12 protein-coding genes are annotated in these 16,531 nt (G+C 71.1%); 10 read left to right on the forward strand and 2 right to left on the reverse strand.

Features of this window, described 5'->3' with window-relative positions:
• Positions 1-12: 12 nt before the first annotated feature.
• From ACWDAG_RS28050 to ACWDAG_RS28075, 6 genes are all read left to right on the forward strand, one after another.
• Positions 13-1,389 (forward strand): ABC transporter substrate-binding protein, encoded by a 1,377-nt coding sequence (locus ACWDAG_RS28050; protein ID WP_450698323.1) that lies wholly within the window; start codon positions 13-15, stop codon positions 1,387-1,389.
• 10 nt (positions 1,390-1,399) lie between these two features.
• On the forward strand, positions 1,400-2,752 hold the full coding sequence (locus tag ACWDAG_RS28055; RefSeq protein WP_450698324.1) for a carbohydrate ABC transporter permease: 1,353 nt from the start codon (positions 1,400-1,402) through the stop codon (positions 2,750-2,752).
• Complete coding sequence (locus ACWDAG_RS28060; RefSeq protein WP_450698325.1) at positions 2,749-3,630, forward strand: carbohydrate ABC transporter permease; 882 nt, start codon at positions 2,749-2,751, stop codon at positions 3,628-3,630. Before ACWDAG_RS28055 ends, ACWDAG_RS28060 begins: the two co-directional genes overlap by 4 nt.
• A gap of 158 nt (positions 3,631-3,788) precedes the next feature.
• Entirely contained in the window at positions 3,789-5,996 is a 2,208-nt protein-coding gene (locus ACWDAG_RS28065; protein ID WP_450698326.1) for a bifunctional glycosyltransferase/CDP-glycerol:glycerophosphate glycerophosphotransferase, read from the forward strand.
• 151 nt (positions 5,997-6,147) lie between these two features.
• Positions 6,148-8,346 carry a CDP-glycerol glycerophosphotransferase family protein gene (locus ACWDAG_RS28070; RefSeq protein ID WP_450698327.1) on the forward strand — a complete coding sequence of 733 codons (2,199 nt, stop codon included), beginning with the start codon at positions 6,148-6,150 and terminating at the stop codon, positions 8,344-8,346.
• A 5-nt stretch (positions 8,347-8,351) separates the two neighbouring features.
• On the forward strand, positions 8,352-10,583 hold the full coding sequence (locus ACWDAG_RS28075) for a bifunctional glycosyltransferase/CDP-glycerol:glycerophosphate glycerophosphotransferase (protein WP_450698328.1): 2,232 nt from the start codon (positions 8,352-8,354) through the stop codon (positions 10,581-10,583).
• 19 nt (positions 10,584-10,602) lie between these two features.
• On the opposite strand, the gene ACWDAG_RS28080 is transcribed toward ACWDAG_RS28075, so the two are convergent.
• Positions 10,603-11,016: an organic hydroperoxide resistance protein gene (locus tag ACWDAG_RS28080; protein ID WP_030943398.1), complete on the reverse strand. Its 414-nt coding sequence runs from the start codon at positions 11,014-11,016 to the stop codon at positions 10,603-10,605.
• Positions 11,017-11,140: 124 nt separating this feature from the next.
• On the opposite strand from ACWDAG_RS28080, the gene ACWDAG_RS28085 reads away from it, so the two are divergent.
• Positions 11,141-11,632, forward strand: a complete 492-nt coding sequence (locus tag ACWDAG_RS28085; protein WP_450698329.1) for a MarR family winged helix-turn-helix transcriptional regulator — start codon at positions 11,141-11,143, stop codon at positions 11,630-11,632.
• Here the strand turns inward: ACWDAG_RS28085 and ACWDAG_RS28090 are convergent.
• Positions 11,545-13,080 (reverse strand): glycosyltransferase family 39 protein, encoded by a 1,536-nt coding sequence (locus ACWDAG_RS28090; protein ID WP_450698330.1) that lies wholly within the window; start codon positions 13,078-13,080, stop codon positions 11,545-11,547. The two genes, ACWDAG_RS28085 and ACWDAG_RS28090, sit on opposite strands and share 88 nt — an antisense overlap.
• A gap of 131 nt (positions 13,081-13,211) precedes the next feature.
• Here ACWDAG_RS28090 and ACWDAG_RS28095 point away from each other — a divergent pair, with 131 nt between their 5' ends.
• The 3 genes from ACWDAG_RS28095 (at position 13,212) to ACWDAG_RS28105 (ending at position 16,523) form a co-directional block, all read left to right on the forward strand.
• Positions 13,212-14,507: a glycosyltransferase 87 family protein gene (locus tag ACWDAG_RS28095; RefSeq protein ID WP_450698331.1), complete on the forward strand. Its 1,296-nt coding sequence runs from the start codon at positions 13,212-13,214 to the stop codon at positions 14,505-14,507.
• Between the two features lie 84 nt (positions 14,508-14,591).
• Positions 14,592-15,572: a UDP-glucose 4-epimerase GalE gene (gene galE, locus ACWDAG_RS28100; RefSeq protein WP_450698332.1), complete on the forward strand. Its 981-nt coding sequence runs from the start codon at positions 14,592-14,594 to the stop codon at positions 15,570-15,572.
• A 9-nt stretch (positions 15,573-15,581) separates the two neighbouring features.
• Positions 15,582-16,523, forward strand: coding sequence for an ADP-ribosylglycohydrolase family protein (locus tag ACWDAG_RS28105; RefSeq protein ID WP_450698333.1), 942 nt, complete (start codon positions 15,582-15,584; stop codon positions 16,521-16,523).
• The last annotated feature ends 8 nt before the right edge of the window (positions 16,524-16,531 follow it).

A 16,531-nucleotide genomic window follows, 5' to 3' on the forward strand; every position in this document is an offset into this window, starting at 1 on the left:
AACGGGGCAGTGATGCGCAGCACGAGCAGCAAGAACCGGACACGCAGGGCCGCCAAATCCGCAGCCGCCCTCCTGGCGGCGGCACTCGCGCTGGCACTCACGGGCTGCGGCGGGAGCGGCGACAAGAGCAGCAGCGACGGTGGCAGCTCGGGGAGCTCCGGCTCCGTCAAGCTGCCCAAGCTGAACGGCCAGACGCTTGAGGTGGCCGCCGTCTGGACCGGTGCCGAGCAGGACAACTTCATGAAGGTCATGGACGAGTTCAAGAAGCGCACCGGCGCGAAGGTCAACTTCGTGCCGACGGGCAACAACACCTCCACGTTCCTCGGCACCAAGATCCAGGGCGGTCAGCCGCCGGACGTCGCGTTCCTGCCTCAGGTCGGCGTGCTGCACCAGTTCGCGGACAAGGGCTGGCTCAAGCCGCTCGGCCCGGACGCCAAGGCCCAGTTGGAGAAGAACTTCAGCAAGGGCTGGGTCGACCTCGGGGCCTGGAAGGGCAAGCAGTACGGCGTCTATGCCAAGGCCGCCAACAAGTCCCTGGTCTGGTACAACACCAAGGCCTTCGAGGCAGCGGGCATCACCACGCCCCCGAAGACCTGGCAGGACTTCCTCAAAACCGCGCAGACGCTGTCGGACGCCGGTTCGCCCGCCGTGTCGATCGGCGGCGCGGACGGCTGGACGCTCACCGACTGGTTCGAGAACGTCTATCTCTCCCAGGCCGGCCCCGACAAGTACGACCAGCTGGCCGCACACAAGATCAAGTGGACGGACCCGTCCGTGAAGGACGCGCTCACCACGCTCGCTCAGCTCTGGGGCAAGAACGACCTGATCGCGGGCGGCACCAAGGGCGCGCTGAACACGGAGTTCCCGAAGTCGGTCACGCAGACCTTCTCCGGCGACACCCCGGCGGCGATGGTCTTCGAGGGCGACTTCGTGGCCGCGAACATCAACGGCGACACCAAGGCGAAGCTGGGCACGGACGCGAAGGTGTTCCCGTTCCCGGCGGTCGGCTCCCAGGCCCCCGTGGTCAGCGGCGGCGACGTGGCCGTGGCGCTGAAGGACAGCAAGGGCGCGCAGGCGCTGCTGACGTTCCTGGCCTCCACCGACGCGGCGGAGATCTGGGCGGCCCAGGGCGGCATCCTCTCCCCGAACAAGGAGATGGACCAGTCCAAGTACAAGGACGCGATCACCGCGCAGATCGCCAAGCAACTCCTCGCGGCCGGTGACAACTTCCGCTTCGACATGTCCGACCAGGCCCCGGCTGCCTTCGGCGGCACGGCCGGCATCGGCGAGTGGAAGGACCTGCAGGACTTCCTGAGGAACCCGAAGGACGTCGCCGGCGCCCAGCAGAAGCTGGAGGCCGACGCGGCCAAGGCGTACGCGGCCGGCTGACGGCACGGCCATGACGTCCGTAGCGAACTCGACGGGGGGCGCCGGCGTACTGCCGACGCCCTCCGTCTCACCGCGCAAGAGCGTCACGGGGACCCGGCTGTGGGTGGCGGTGCTGTTCCTGCTGCCCGCGTTCGTGCTCCTCGGGGCGCTCGTGGTCTACCCCATCGGGTACTCGGTCTGGCGCAGTCTCTACGACGCCGACGGCTCCGGTTTCGTCGGGCTGAAGAACTACGGCGACATCTTCAGCAACGACGCCACTCTGACCGCCGTACGCAACACCGCGATCTGGGTGGCGGTGGCGCCCGCGATCGTCACCGCGCTCGGTCTGATCTTCGCCGTGATGACCGAACGGGTGCGCTGGGGAACGGCGTTCAAGCTGATCGTCTTCATGCCGATGGCGATCTCGATGCTCGCCGCCGGGATCATCTTCCGTCTCGTCTACGAGCAGGACCCGGGCCTGGGCGCCGCCAACGCCGTCGCCAAGTCCATCCATGACACGTTCGTGTCGTCGTCGGTGTATCCGGGCGCGCGGCCCAACGAGACGGCGACCGATCTCAAGCCCTCCGGCGGCGGCTCGTTCACGACGACGGGCACCGTGAAGGCGGGCACCCCGGCCCTGCTCCCCCTGGTCGGCATCGCACCCAACAAGCTGCCCGGCACCCCCGAGAACGCGAGGACAGCGAGCGGTTCCGGTGTCACCGGCACCGTCTGGCTGGACTTCAAGCTGGGCGGCGGCGGCACGAAGGGCAAGGTCGACCCGGGTGAGAAGGCGCTGAAGGGCGTCAAGGTGGAGGCCGTGAAGGGCGGCAAGGTGGTCGCCTCCGCCAAGAGCGGCGCCGACGGCACCTTCACCCTCCCGGCCGCGGCAGACGGAGCCCAACTGCGGCTGCCCGCCTCGAACTTCTCGGCTCCGTACAACGGCATCGACTGGCTCGGCCCGACGCTGGTCACGCCGGCCATCATCGGTGCGTACGTGTGGATGTGGGCGGGCTTCGCGATGGTGCTGATCGCGGCGGGCCTTGCGGGTGTGGACCGCAACCTGCTGGAGGCGGCACGGGTGGACGGCGCGAACGAGTGGCAGGTCTTCAGAAGGGTCACCGTTCCCCTCCTCGCCCCCGTCCTGGTCGTCGTCCTCATCACACTCATGATCAACGTGATGAAGATCTTCGACCTGGTCTACATCATCGCCCCGCAACCCAGTCAGGACGACGCCAACGTCCTTGCCCTGCAGCTGTTCCTGTCGTCCTTCGGCGGCGGCGGCAACGAGGGTGTCGGCAGCGCGATCGGCGTCATCCTGCTGCTGCTCGTGCTGCCGGTGATGTTCGTGAACATCCGCCGGCTGAGGAAGGAGCGTCAGCGGTGACCGCCCTCGACACGACCGTGCGCGCCAAGCGCTCCCTCGCCACACGGGTGGCGAGCGGCGCGGCGGGCGGGGTGATGCGGATCTTCCTGATACTGGTCGCCCTGTTCTGGCTGGTGCCCACCTTCGGCCTGCTGGTCTCGTCGTTCCGCGACCCGACCGACATCGCCACCTCGGGCTGGTGGAAGGTGTTCACCGCGCCGAGCCAACTGACCGCCAAGAGCTACCAGTCGCTCCTGGAGAAGGACGCGATCACCCACGCGCTGTTCAACACCGTCTGGATCACGGTGCCGGCCACGCTCCTCGTGGTGCTTCTCGGCGCGATGGCCGGATACGCCTTCGCCTGGATGGACTTCAAGGGGCGCGACTGGTGGTTCCTGGTCGTGGTGGCGCTGCTGGTCGTGCCGGTCCAGGTGGCCCTGATCCCGCTCGCCGATCTCTTCGGCAAGATCGGGATCTTCGGCGACATCATCGGAGTCGTCCTCTTCCACGTCGGCTTCGGACTGCCGTTCGCGATCTTCCTGCTCAGGAACTTCTTCGCGGAGATCCCGCGTGAACTCCTGGAGGCGGCACGGCTGGACGGCGCCGGCGAGACCCGGCTGTTCCTCACCGTGGTCATGCCGCTGGGCGCGCCGGCGATCGCGTCCCTCGGCATCTTCCAGTTCCTGTGGGTGTGGAACGACATGCTGGTGGCGCTGGTGTTCTCGAACGCGGAGTCCCAGCCGCTGACGGTCGCTCTGCAGCAGCAGGTACGGCAGTTCGGCAACAACATCGACGTACTGGCACCCGGCGCGTTCATCTCGATGGTGATCCCGCTGGTCGTTTTCTTCGCGTTCCAGCGGCAGTTCGTCTCGGGTGTCATGGCGGGCGCCGTCAAGTAGTCCTGGGGGCCAACGCGTTGGAGGGGGTGGGACGTTACGGTCCCGCCCCCTTCCGTTCACCCAGGATCCCCCGTATGCCGCAGGCACCGTAACCAAGTCACTCCATCGGCCGTTCCCGGGCAAGGCCCCGTCGTCCGCGCCGACCCCATGGATGTGCCTTGCCCAGGTTCAGTGTCATCGTCCCCGCGTACAAGGTTCAGGCGTATCTGCACGAATGCCTGGAATCGGTGCTGTCGCAGTCGTATCCCGATCTCGAACTGATCGCGGTCGACGACTGCTCCCCGGACGCGAGCGGCGCGATCATCGACGAGTTCGCGGCCCGCGACCCGCGCGTCCGCCCCGTGCACCTGACCGAGAACCAGGGCCTGGGCGGCGCCCGCAACGCCGGCCTGGAGCGGGCGAGCGGCGACTACCTGGTCTTCCTGGACGGCGACGACACGCTCACCCCGCACGCCCTGCGCGCCATCGCCGACCGTCTGAAGGAGACGGGCGATCCGGATGTCGTCGTCTACGACTACGCGCGCACCTTCTGGTCGGGCGAGGTCGTCCGCAACGTCGTCGCCGACCAGCTCACCGAGCAGGGCGCGGCCCCCTTCCGTCTGGAGGACCGCCCGGGCCTGCTGAAGCTGCTGATGGTGGCCTGGAACAAGGCGTACCGGCGGGAGTTCGTCGAGCGCGAGGGCTTCACCTTCCCGCCGGGCTACTACGAGGACACCCCGTGGACGTTCCCGGTGCTGATGGCCGCGGAGTCCATCACGACCCTCGACCGGGTGTGCGTGCACTACCGGCAGCGCCGTCAGGGCAACATCCTCTCCACCACCAGCCGTAAGCACTTCGACCTCTTCGAACAGTACGACCGGGTCTTCGCGTTCCTCGACGCACGCCCCCAACTGGCCCGCTGGCGGCCGCTGTTGTTCCACCGCATGATCAACCACCTGACGAAGGTGTTCTCCCACCGCGACCGACTCCCCCGGGGTTCCCGCGCCGAGTTCCTGCGCAAGGCCCGCTCCCACTACCGCCGTTACCGCGTCCCCGGCCCGCCCGTCCCGCTGGGCTCCCGCCTCCGCCACACCCTGATCCGCTGGGGTCTGCACCGCACGTACCGCTCACTACAAGTGGCGGTGGCCCTGCACCGCAGGACGGTCAAGGTCTCCGTCAAACTCCTGCGCACCGCAAGGGCGACGGCGCTGCGTCTGCACTACCGGATCCAGCTCCGGCTGCCCCTGCGCGCCGACCGTGCCGCCTTCACCGCGTACGAGGGCCGCGACCACGGCTGCAACCCGGGCGCCCTGGAGGAGGCCTTCCGCACCTTCGCGCCGCACATCCGCACGACCTGGCTGGCCCGCCCCGACACGGCCGCCTACTGGACGGCCCTGGCCCGCTCCAAGTACCTCGTCAGCGACACCGGCTTCGAGCCCCGCCTGGTCAAGCGCCGCCGGCAGATCCTGGTGCAGACCCTGGCGGGCACCCCCCTCGGGCACATGGGCCTCGACCTCCAGGAGCGGCCGGCCGCGGCGCGTGACCTGGACTTCGAAGGGCTCCTCGCCGACGTCGACAAGTGGGACTACGTCCTGTCGGCGAACCGCCACTCCACTCTCACCTGGGAGCGGGTCTACCCGGGCGGCTACACCACGCTCGAATACGGCTCCCCGCGGGGCGACGTGTTCCAGAAGGCCACGTCGAACGACGTCGTCCGGCTCCGTGAGTCCCTCGGCATCCCCGAGGACAGCGTCGCGATCCTCTATGCCCCCGCCCACCGCGACCACTGCCGCACCCAGCGCTCCCCTCTGGACCTGGAACGCCTCCTGCGCCGCCTGGGCCCCCGGTACGTCGTCCTCGCCCGCACCCACGGCCCCGTCCCGAAGAGCGCCCGCATCATCGACGTGACCGGCCACCCCGGCGTCGAGTCCCTCTGCCTGGCCTCGGACGTCCTGCTCACCGACTACTCGTCCCTGATGTTCGACTACGCGGGCCTGGACCGCCCGATCGTGATCCACTCCGCCGACGAGGACCGGGCGGCGTACGAGGCGGCCCGCGGCACCTATTTCGACGTGCGCGCCTTCCCGCCGGGCGCGGTCGCCCGCAGCGAGGACGAGCTGATCGACATCTTCGCCAGCGGCCACTGGCGCGGCTCCCGCTCGACCCAGCTGCGGACCGCGTTCCGCGAGCGCTTCTGCCCGTACGACGACGGGCGCGCCGCCGAGCGTGTCGTACACCGTGTCGTCCTGGGCGAGAGGGACCTGCCGCCGGTGACCCCGCTCGCCGAGCGCCACCCCGTGCCCTCCGCGGCCGCGACCCTCGCGCGCTCCCCACAGGCGACGGTGCCGCAACCCGGCGGTCCGCTGACCGTCACCGACAGCCTCTGAACGCCGTTCTCACTCCGGGGAGTTCGCATGCCCTCCAGCCCGTCGCGGCCCACACCGAGCCGGCCGTCCACCTGGCGTCCCACCGGGCGGCCGGGACGCCTCGGCTGAGACGTACACGGGTCCCCGCACGAACATCGACAGAAAGAGCAGCATGCCCCGCTTCAGCATCATCGTCCCGTCCCATGGGGTGGCAGGCCGGCTGTCCCAGGCGCTGGACTCCGTGCTCGCGCAGTCCTTCGGCGACTTCGAGCTGATCCCGGTCTGCGACGGTCCCGAGACGCCCGCGGCGGACGTCGTCGACGGATACGCCGAGCGGGACTCCCGGGTGACCACGGTCCACTCGCCCCCCACGGCCGGTCTGGCCGGGGCGCGCAACACCGGGATGCGGGCGGCGACCGGCACGTATCTGCTGTTCCTCGACTGCGACGACACCTTCGTCCCCGGCGCGCTGGCGGCGCTGGACGCACGTCTCGCCGAGACAGGTGACGTGGACGTCCTGTACCTGGAGCACGAACGGGTGCCCTGGTGGGAGGGCGAGCCGACCAACCCGGCGGCGCTGCTCCTGCCGAAGACACCGGCGGGCGCCTTCTCCCCCGACCAGGTGCCCGAGCTGACGGGCGTGCAACTGCCGGCGTGGAGCGCGGCCTACCGGCGGGCCTTCCTGGTCGAGCAGCACATCGGCTTCCCCGACGGCCACTTCACCGATGTGGGCTTCTGCGGCCTGGTCACGCTGGCGGCCGAGAAGGCCGCGGTGCTGCGCCAGGTCGTCGTACGGCATCTGGTGCGCAGACAGGGCAGCCGGCTCGCCCTCCCCGGGGAGCACCACCTCGACCTGCTCGCCCAGACCGACCTGGTGCTCACCCGCGCCGCCGAACTGGACCTGCCCTGCGACCGGTCGGCCGCGCTGTTCGAGCAGCTCTTCGCGGCCGTGCTGAAGACCGCCGCCCATCCCAGGCGGCTGTCCGGCCGGCGCCGCGCCTTCTTCCGGCTGGCGAGCACGCTGTACCGCCGGCACCGGCCCGCCGACCACCGGACGCCGCCCGGCAGCCTCGGTCTGCAGCACCGGCTGCTGGCGGCCGGGGCGTACACGGCGTTCCGTGCCCTCAGGGAGGCCAACCAGTCGGCGGTGAAGGTGGCCGAGCGCCTGCCGCGCCCCCGCATGGTGCGCACGCGCCTGCGGTACGCGCGCAATCTGCGCCGCCCGCTCGACCCCGACCTCGTCGTCTATTGCGCCTACTGGGGCCGCGGCTATGCCTGCAACCCGGCCGCGATCCACGCCAAGGCCTGCGAACTCGCCCCGCATCTGCGCTCGGTGTTCCTCGTCGAGCCGGACCAGGAGCACACCATGCCGGAGGGCATCGAGTACGCGGTCATCGGCAGCACCAAGTACTGGGACGTGCTGGCTGCCGCCAAGTACCTCGTCAACAACGCCAACTTCGCGGACGCCGTCGTCAAGCGCCCCGGCAGCGTCCACCTGTCGACCCAGCACGGCACCCCGCTGAAGAAGATGGGCGTCGACCAGGCGACGTACCCCGTGGTGGCCTCGGCGACCGGCAGCTTCGCCAAGCTGCTGGCCCGTATCGACCGCTGGGACTACAACCTCACCTCCAACCGCCACTCCACCGAGATGTGGGAGCGGGCCTTCCCCGCCGCGCACGAGACGCTCGAGTACGGCTATCCGCGCAACGACGTGTACTACACGGCGACGGCGGAGGACGTGGCCCGTATCCGGCGGGAGCTGGGGGTCCCGGAGGGGAAGACGGCCGTTCTGTACGCGCCCACCCACCGCGACTACCACACGGGCTTCGAGACGGGCCTGGACCTGGAGGCCTTCTGCGAGGAGGCCGGTGAGGACGTGGTCGTGCTGCTGCGCGCCCACTACTTCTACGACCAGGGCGGGGCGCAGAGCACCGGCCGGATCATCGACGTGACCGCGCACCGCTCCTCCGAGGACGTGTGCCTGGCCGCGGACGCCCTGATCACCGACTATTCGTCGATCATGTTCGACTACGCCAACCTGGACCGGCCCGTCGTGGTGTACGCGGACGACTGGGACGTCTACCGGGAGACCCGGGGCGTCTACTTCGACCTGATGGAACACCCGCCGGGGCCGGTGGCCCGGACGCCGGACGAACTGGCCCGGGTCTTCCGCGACGGCTCCTGGCGGGGGGCGGAGTCCACGGCGGCGCGGGCCGCCTTCCGTGAGCGGTTCTGCCAGTTCGACGACGGGCGCGCCGCCGAGCGGGTCGTGCGCCGGGTGCTGCTGGGTGAGCCGCCCGAGTCGATCCCGCCCGTGATCCCGCTCGCCGAGCGCACCCCGGCCCCGGTCCCCGCCCTTGTGAGGAACTGAAACCCGTGCCCCGCTTCAGCATCATCGTCCCCGTCTTCAAGGTGCAGGGTTTCCTGCGCGAGTGCATCGACTCGGTGCTCGGACAGTCGTACCCCGACTTCGAGGTGATCGCCGTCGACGACCGCTCGCCCGACGGCTGCGGCGCGATCCTCGACGAGTACGCGGCACGCGACGAGCGGGTGCGCGTGCTGCACCTGCCCGAGAACGTCGGTCTCGGCCGGGCCCGCAACGCCGGGCTGGCCGAGGCGCGCGGCGACTACGTCCTCTTCCTCGACAGCGACGACTTCTACACGCCGGGCCTGCTTGCCGCCGTCGCCGACCGGCTGAAGTCGGCCGAGGACCCGGACATCCTGGTCTTCGACCATGTACGCACCCACTGGTGGGGCAGGGGCGGCCCGAGCGACGCCTCCGCCCTGCTGGCCGCCGCGGGCCAGGACGTCTTCAGCCTCCGCGAGAGCCCGCAGTACGTCCATCTGTTCCTGGTCGCCTGGAACAAGGCGTACCGGAGGGCCTTCTTCCAGGGGCACGGGCTGCAGTACGCGTCCGGCCTGTACGAGGACGCGCCGGTCACCTACCGCTCGATGGTGCTGGCCGACCGCATCGCCTGCCTGAACCGGATCGGCGTCGAGTACCGGCAGCGCCGGCAGGGCGCGATCACCAAGACGCCGGGGCGCAGGCACTTCGACATCTTTCCGCAGTACGAGGGCCTGTTCGCGTTCCTGGAGGAACGCGACGACCTCGCCTGGGCGCGGCCCCTGCTCTTCGAACGGGCCCTGGACCACATGCTGTTCGTGATCGCCCGCGAGGACCGGGTGACCCCGTCGGACCGCTCCGCCTTCTACCGCGAGATGCGCTCCTTCCACCGCCGTCACTGCCCCGAGGACTTCACCCCGCCGGACGGCCCGCGCGGCACCGAGATGCGGCTCCTGGCGAGTTCGCCCTACGTCTCGTACGCGGCGCTGCGCGGGGTCCGCGGTCTGCGCAGGATCGCCGGGGCGGGCAAGCGGCGTACGGTCGGCAAGGCATCGGCGGCCGTCCAACGCACCTGGTACGCCGCCCAGTCGAGGCTCCCCCTCGATCCGCGTCTGGCCGTGTACTCGGCCACCCACCATGCGGGGGTGCACGGCGACCCGGCCGCGATCCACGCCAAGGCCCGCGAACTCGCGCCGCACATCCGCGGGGTGTGGGTGGTCCGGGAGGAGGCGGTGGACTCGCTGCCGCCCGGCATCGACTACGTGACGCCGGGCTCGCGGGAGTACCACGCGGTCATGGCGCGGGCCACGTACTGGGTGAACAACGTCAACTGGCCGGGCTCCCTGGTCAAACGCCCCGGTCAGGTCCATGTGCACACCCACCAGGGCACACCGCTCAAGTACATGGGTGCCGACCTGCTGACCAAGCCGGGTGCCCGGCACGGCTTCAGCGTGCCGAAGATGCTGCACCGCGCCGACCGCTGGGATCTGAGCCTGGTGGCCAACCGGCACTCGGAGCTGGTGTGGGACCGGGCGTACCCCTGCCACTTCACCTCGCTGCGGACCGGCAGTCCACGCAACGACGTGCTGGTCGAGCAGCCCGCGGAGCACGGCGCGGCCGTCCGTGCGCGGCTCGGGATCCCCGCCGGGAACACGGTCGTGCTGTATGCGCCGACCCGCCGCGACTACCGCCGGGGCGGGCATGTCGACCGGATCGACCTGGCGCGGTTCGCCGCGGACCTGGGTGCCGGGCACACCCTCGTCGTCCGACTGCACCCCACCCTCGCCACCGGCACGGCACGCGGGCTGGGCCTCGCGGATCTGCACGCTCGCGGCGTGCTCGTCGACGCGACGGACGAGCCGCATGTCGAGGACCTGATGCTCGCCTCCGACGTGCTGGTCACCGACTACTCGGCCCTGATGTTCGACTACGCCAACCTGGACCGGCCGATCGTGATCCACGCCGACGACTGGGGCGCGTACACGGCGAGCCGCGGCGCCTACTTCGACATCACCGCCGAGGCGCCGGGCCATGTGTCGCGCTCCTACCGGGAGCTGGCGTGGCTGTTCACCTCGGGCACCTGGCGGGACGAGGAGTCGGCGGGCCTCAGGGCCGCCTTCCGGGCGCGGTTCTGCGAGTTCGACGACGGGCGGGCCGCCGAGCGGGTGGTACGGACCGTGCTGCTGGGCGAGAAGATGCCGGAGCCGCAGGCGGCCCCGGCGGTGCCCGCTCCTGCGACGGAGCGGGCTCACTCGCTGAGCTGACGGCTGCCCGGCCGCTCGGTTACTCGATGACGAGGTCGACGTCGATGTTGCCGCGGGTCGCGTTGGAGTACGGGCACACCTGGTGGGCGGTCTCGACCAGCTTGCGGCCGGTCGCCTCGTCCACGGTGTCCGGCAGCTCGATGCGGAGGGTGACCTTGAGCGCGAAGCCCTCGCCCTGCTTGCCTATGCCCACCTCGGCGGTGACAGCGGCGTCGCTGACGTCGACCTTCGCCTGGCGGCCGACGAGGCCGAGGGCGCTGCCGAAGCAGGCCGCGTAACCGGCGGCGAACAGCTGCTCGGGGTTGGTGCCCTCGCCGTTGCCGCCCAGCTCCACCGGCGGGGCCAGCTTGAGGTCGACCTTGCCGTCGTTGGTGAAGGCGCGACCGTCGCGGCCGTGGGTGGCGGTGGCGACAGCGGTGTAGAGCGCGTCCATGGATTGACCATCCCTCTCGAAGTCGTGTTCCGGCGGCCCCTATGGCGGCCGCCTCACGACCACAAGTAGAGCACACAATTCAATTGCACACAACTGAATGGCTCCCAAGAGCTATCCTGGAGGCATGACCACCGCGCCCGACACCCCGACCACCGACTGGCTCCGCCTCGACCAGCAGATCTGCTTCTCCCTGAACGCCGCCTCGCGCGCCTTCGGCGGCATCTACCGGGTGATCCTCAAGGACCTCGGACTCACTTATCCGCAGTACCTGGTGATGCTGCTGCTGTGGGAGCACGGCGAGCTGCCGGTCAAGAAGCTGGGCGAGCATCTGCGGCTCGACTCCGGCACCCTGTCCCCGCTGCTCAAGCGGCTGGAGTCGGCCGGTCTGGTACGGCGTGAGCGCAGCGCCCGCGACGAGCGCTCGGTCGAGGTCCGGCTGACCGAGGAGGGCGCCGCCCTGCGCGATCAGGCGGTTCAGGTACCGCGCCGGATCGTCGCGGCGACGGGCTTCGACGTGGACGAGATCCGTCAGCTGCGCTCGCGGCTCGACGAGCTCACCAGGGGGCTGGACGCGGCCACGGCGGCGGAGGCGGAGGCAGCGGGGCGGCGGACGTAGAGGAGGAAGGTCACTCGGCCGCTGACGTATCTCTCGCGGGCGACGAACTGCTCCTCCACGACGGCGAGTTTGACGCGCTCGGTCGGGTCGGTCGGCAGCAGCCCCGAGCGCAGCAGCCTCGACTGGCCGACGACCCAGACGCGGTCCACGCCCGCCAGCTTGCGCCGCAGCTCCTCCGGTGTCGTCTCGATGCCGCTCAGCGTCCCGGACCGCGGCCCGGACTCCCGCAGCGCGATGTCCCGGGCCCTGCGGAACGCCTTCGGATAGGTCAGCGCCGTCAGCCGCCAGTTCGACGGCAGGAACAGCACCGGATCACCGGGACGGATGTCGCGGGCGGCCCGGGCGGCGACGGCACCGAGGTTCTCCGGGCGGTGCGTCGGGGAGCGGTCCTGCCGGTAGAGAGGGAGGCACTGGACGAAGGCGAGGGCGACGGCCAGGACTCCGGTGAGAGTGCCCAGACGGCCGTAGGGCAGGCGGTGCCCGGTCCCGAGCCGCAGGCGCCCCACGACCCCGGTCACCCAGTCGGCACCGGCAGCCGCCAGCAACGGCGCCCCCGCCAGCGCATACAGCACATACCGCTCGTGATACAGCGGCCGGATCTGCGATACGGAGATCAGGAGCGCCGGGGGCAGTACGAGCAGCGGGAGTGCGACCGCCGCCGACCGGCCCGCCCGGAGCCCCAGCACCATCAGGGCGACGAACACCCAGAACACCACCCCGTCCGGGGCGACGGCGAAGTCCTGCACCAGCTTCCCCGCCTGCTCCCACCCGGGTGTCACCAGCCACCCCACCTGCCCCGACTGCTCCCGCGACACCCACACCAAGGGCAGCAGAACGGCCCCCGCCAGCCCCGCCGCCCACCCCCAGCCCAGCCACACCCGCTTCGGCACCCGCAGAAGCGCCAGCGTCAGCGCATGCGCGCACAGCACCAGGACGACCAGTTCGTGCAGCAGACAGGTCACGGCGACGACAACGCCGTAGCACCACCACCCGCGCCGCGACCGTTCGTCCACCGCCCGCACCAGCAGCAGTGTCGCCGCCGCCACGCCCGCCGCGACGAGGGCGTACGAGCGGCCTTCCTGCGCATAGTGGCCGGTCACCGGGGTGACCGCGTACAACAGGCCGGCCCACAGCCCGACCCGCGGACGGACCAGCCGTACGCCGAGGGCCGCGACCAGGCCGGCGGTCGCGGCGGCCCCGAACACGGACGGGAGCCGGAGGACGACCTCACCGGGGTGGACCGCGAGGACGACGTGCATGAACAGGTAGTACAGGCCGTGCACGGCGTCCAGGCCGTGCAGCAGCTGCCAGATCTGCGGCACCGTGCGCCGCCCGACCAGGAAGGTGACGCTCTCGTCGCCCCACATGCCGCCGCGGTCGAGTCCCCACAGACCGATCGCGAGTATGACGACGGCGGGAACCGCCACGGCTACGGTCTCCGCACGCACCCACCGACGGTTCGCCCGCCCCGCGTCCTCGCTCAGCACACGGCTGATTTTGTGCGGTAGGCGGGCTCTTACCGAGGATTGACGGTGTATTAGCAGTCATACACCATTCGCCCGGCTTACGATCCGCCGTGATGAACGCCGTGAAGAACGCCGTGACACAAGCCGTGACGACCACCGCCGAGAAACGCCGGCTCCTGGCCCTCACCGCCGCCTGGCTCGCCACCCGGGCTCTGATGCTGTGGCTGCTCGCCCACGACGCGGCGCCCCGGCTCGGCGGGGGCTCGGTCGCACGGGAGGTCTGGCACCTGTACCACCACTGGTACGGCATCCTCGCGCACGGCGCCTTCCCCGCGCACGACCCGCTGTGGCAGTACCCGCCGGGCGCCGGCGCGGTGCTGCTGTCGCCCGCGCTGCTGCCGGTCCTGACGTACTTCCAGGCGTTCGTCGTACTCACCCTCGCCGCCGACGCGGCGATCGCGCTGGCGCTGGCCTTCGCGGGCAACCGTCCCGGCCGCACGCTCCTCGGGGCCACGGTGTGGGTGGGCGGCCTCCCGCTCCTCCTGCACCTCCCGCTCGCCCGCTACGACGTGCAGGTCACGGCCCTCGCCGTCATCTCCCTGCTGACATTGCCGCGCTCCACGCGCGCGTGCGGGGTGTTCGCGGCGCTCGGCGCCCTGGTGAAGGTGTGGCCGGCGCTGGTACTGCTGGGCACACCGAGGGGGCGTACGACGCGTTCGGCATGGGCGTGGTCCGCCGTCACCGGAGCCGGGTCGCTCGCGGTCCTCGCGGCACTGTTCGACAACCCCTCCGCGTTCCTGCGCCAACAGGGCGGGCGGGGCGTGCAGATCGAGTCGCTCGGCGGCACGGCGCTCGCCTTCGCGACGCACGCCGGATGGCCGGGGGAGGTGCGCTACCAGTACGGCGCCATGGAGTTCACCGGCCCGCACGTGCGGACCGTCGCGCACATCTCCCTCGCCCTCACGGCGGTCGCGTTCGCGCTGCTGCTCCTGTGGCGGCTGCGGGCCCGGCGCTGGACGCCCGCGACGCCGTACGACGCCGCGCTGAGCGCCGTACTGCTGTTCACCGTCACCAGCCGGGTGATCAGCCCGCAGTACATGATCTGGCTGCTGGGCCTGGCCGCCGTGTGCCTGACCTCGCGGCACACCGTGCAACGCCCGGTGGCCGCCCTGGTGCTGGCCGCGACCGCGCTCAGCGCCGTCGCGTATCCGGCCTTCTACGGCCAGGTCATCGCCTGCACCTGGCCGGGCTGCGCGCTGATGCTCGCCCGCAACGGGCTGCTCGCCGCGGCCGCCGTGCTCTCCCTCATCCGGCTGTGGCGCTCCAGCCGCCCCGCGTCCGTGGCACCCGCGCCCACCCGCGGACCGGACCCGGTCACCCGCCGCCTCCCCCAGCACTCCGGGGCATAGGAAGCGACGACGGCGCGGGACTCCACCGCCTGCTTCACTGATACCGCACCACCACGGGCCAACTGACGAAGGGGACGGCCGCACATGACCTGGCTGATCACCGGCGGCGCCGGATACATCGGGGCGCACGTCGTCCGGGCGATGATCGAGGCGGGCGAGCGGACCGTGGTGTACGACGACCTGTCGACGGGCATCGCCGAGCGCGTGCCGCGGGGTGTGCAACTGGTGGTGGGATCGACACTGGACGCCGAGCGGGTCGCGCGCGCCCTCACGGTCCACGACATCAGCGGGGTCATCCACCTGGCGGCGAAGAAGCAGGTGGGCGAGTCGATGGACCTGCCGCTGCACTACTACCGGGAGAACGTCGAGGGCCTGCGCGTCCTCCTGGAGGCGGTGACCGGGGCCGGCGTCCCGTCCTTCGTGTTCTCGTCCTCCGCGGCGGTGTACGGCATGCCGGACGAAGCTCTGGTGACGGAGGAGACACCCTGCCTGCCCATGTCGCCGTACGGCGAGACGAAGCTGGTCGGCGAATGGCTGGTCAGTGCGACGGCTCGCGCGACGGGCCTCTCCACCGCCTCCCTCCGCTACTTCAACGTGGCGGGCGCCGCGACCCCCGAACTCGCGGACACCGGCGTCTACAACCTGATCCCCATGGTCTTCGAGAAGCTCACCGACGACGCACCCCCGCGCATCTTCGGCGACGACTACGAAACCCCCGACGGGACCTGCGTCCGCGACTACATCCACGTGGTGGACCTGGCCGAAGCCCACGTGGCAGCCGCCCGCACGCTCCAGTCCGCCCCGGGCCGCCACCTCACCCTCAACATCGGCCGCGGCGAGGGCGTCTCCGTCCGCGAGATGATCGACAAGATCAACGCGATCACCGGCTACGACCGCCCGCCGACGGTCGCTCCCCGCCGCCCCGGCGATCCGGCCCGCGTCGTCGCCTCCGCCGACCGCGCCGCCACCGAACTGGGCTGGAAGGCCAAGCACGACGTCGAGGACATGATCACCTCGGCTTGGGAGGGCTGGGTACGACTGCATCCGGAGGCGGCGCGGGGCTAGCCTGCCCGGGTGATCACCGCTACCGACCGCGCCCTGGGCACCGTCGTCGGCTCCGCCGTGGGCGACGCCCTCGGCGCCCCCTTCGAGTTCGGCCCGGAGGGAGCCTTCTCAGCCCGCTATCCCGAGCCGGGGCAGGGCGGCGAGATGTGCGGGGGCGGTGGCTGGGACCCCGGCGAGGCGACCGACGACACACAGATGGCGGTGCTAGTCGCCGAGTCGCTGCTGGAGCACGGCGGCCTCGAACTCCCGGACGTCTTCAGCAGATTCCGGCGCTGGGCGGCCTCCGACCCGAAGGACATCGGCCTGCAGACGGAAGCCGTACTGACCGGCGGCGACCCCTGGGACCTGGCCGCCGCCCTGCATTTCCAGACCAGTCAACGAGCGGCCGGCAACGGAGCGTTGATGCGGGCGGCCACCTCCGCCGTGTACTTCGCGGACGCGGGCCGGGACGCCACGATGGACGCCGCCCGCCGCATCGCGGCCCTCACCCACGGGGACCGCGCGGCCTGGGAAGGCACCGCGGTCTTCCACGAGTTGGTGCGCGTCGCCCTGGCCGGGGGCGACCCGATCGCCGCCGTCCCCGGCACGCTCACGGCGGTCCACCCCGACCACCGGGCCCGCTATGCCGCCGTGCTCGACCGCGACTGGCATCCCGACCTGGCCACGGAGTTCAACGGTGCCGTCTGGCCCTGCCTCGGCTCCGCCGTCTGGGCCCTGCGCACCACCCGCTCCTACGAGTCCGCCCTACGCGCCGCCGTCGACCTGGGCGGCGACACGGACACCGTCGCCGCGGTGACCGGCGCGCTCGCGGGAGCCGTGTACGGCATGAGCGCGATCCCCGAACGCTGGACCGCCGCGCTGCACGTCCCCCTGCCCGGCTCGGGCGGACGAGTCCTGCGCACCCCGGAGTTGACGGCCCTCGCACAGCGACTGCACGCCCCGGGAGCCTGAAGCTGCCG

Source organism: Streptomyces sp. NPDC001157, from assembly GCF_053598255.1.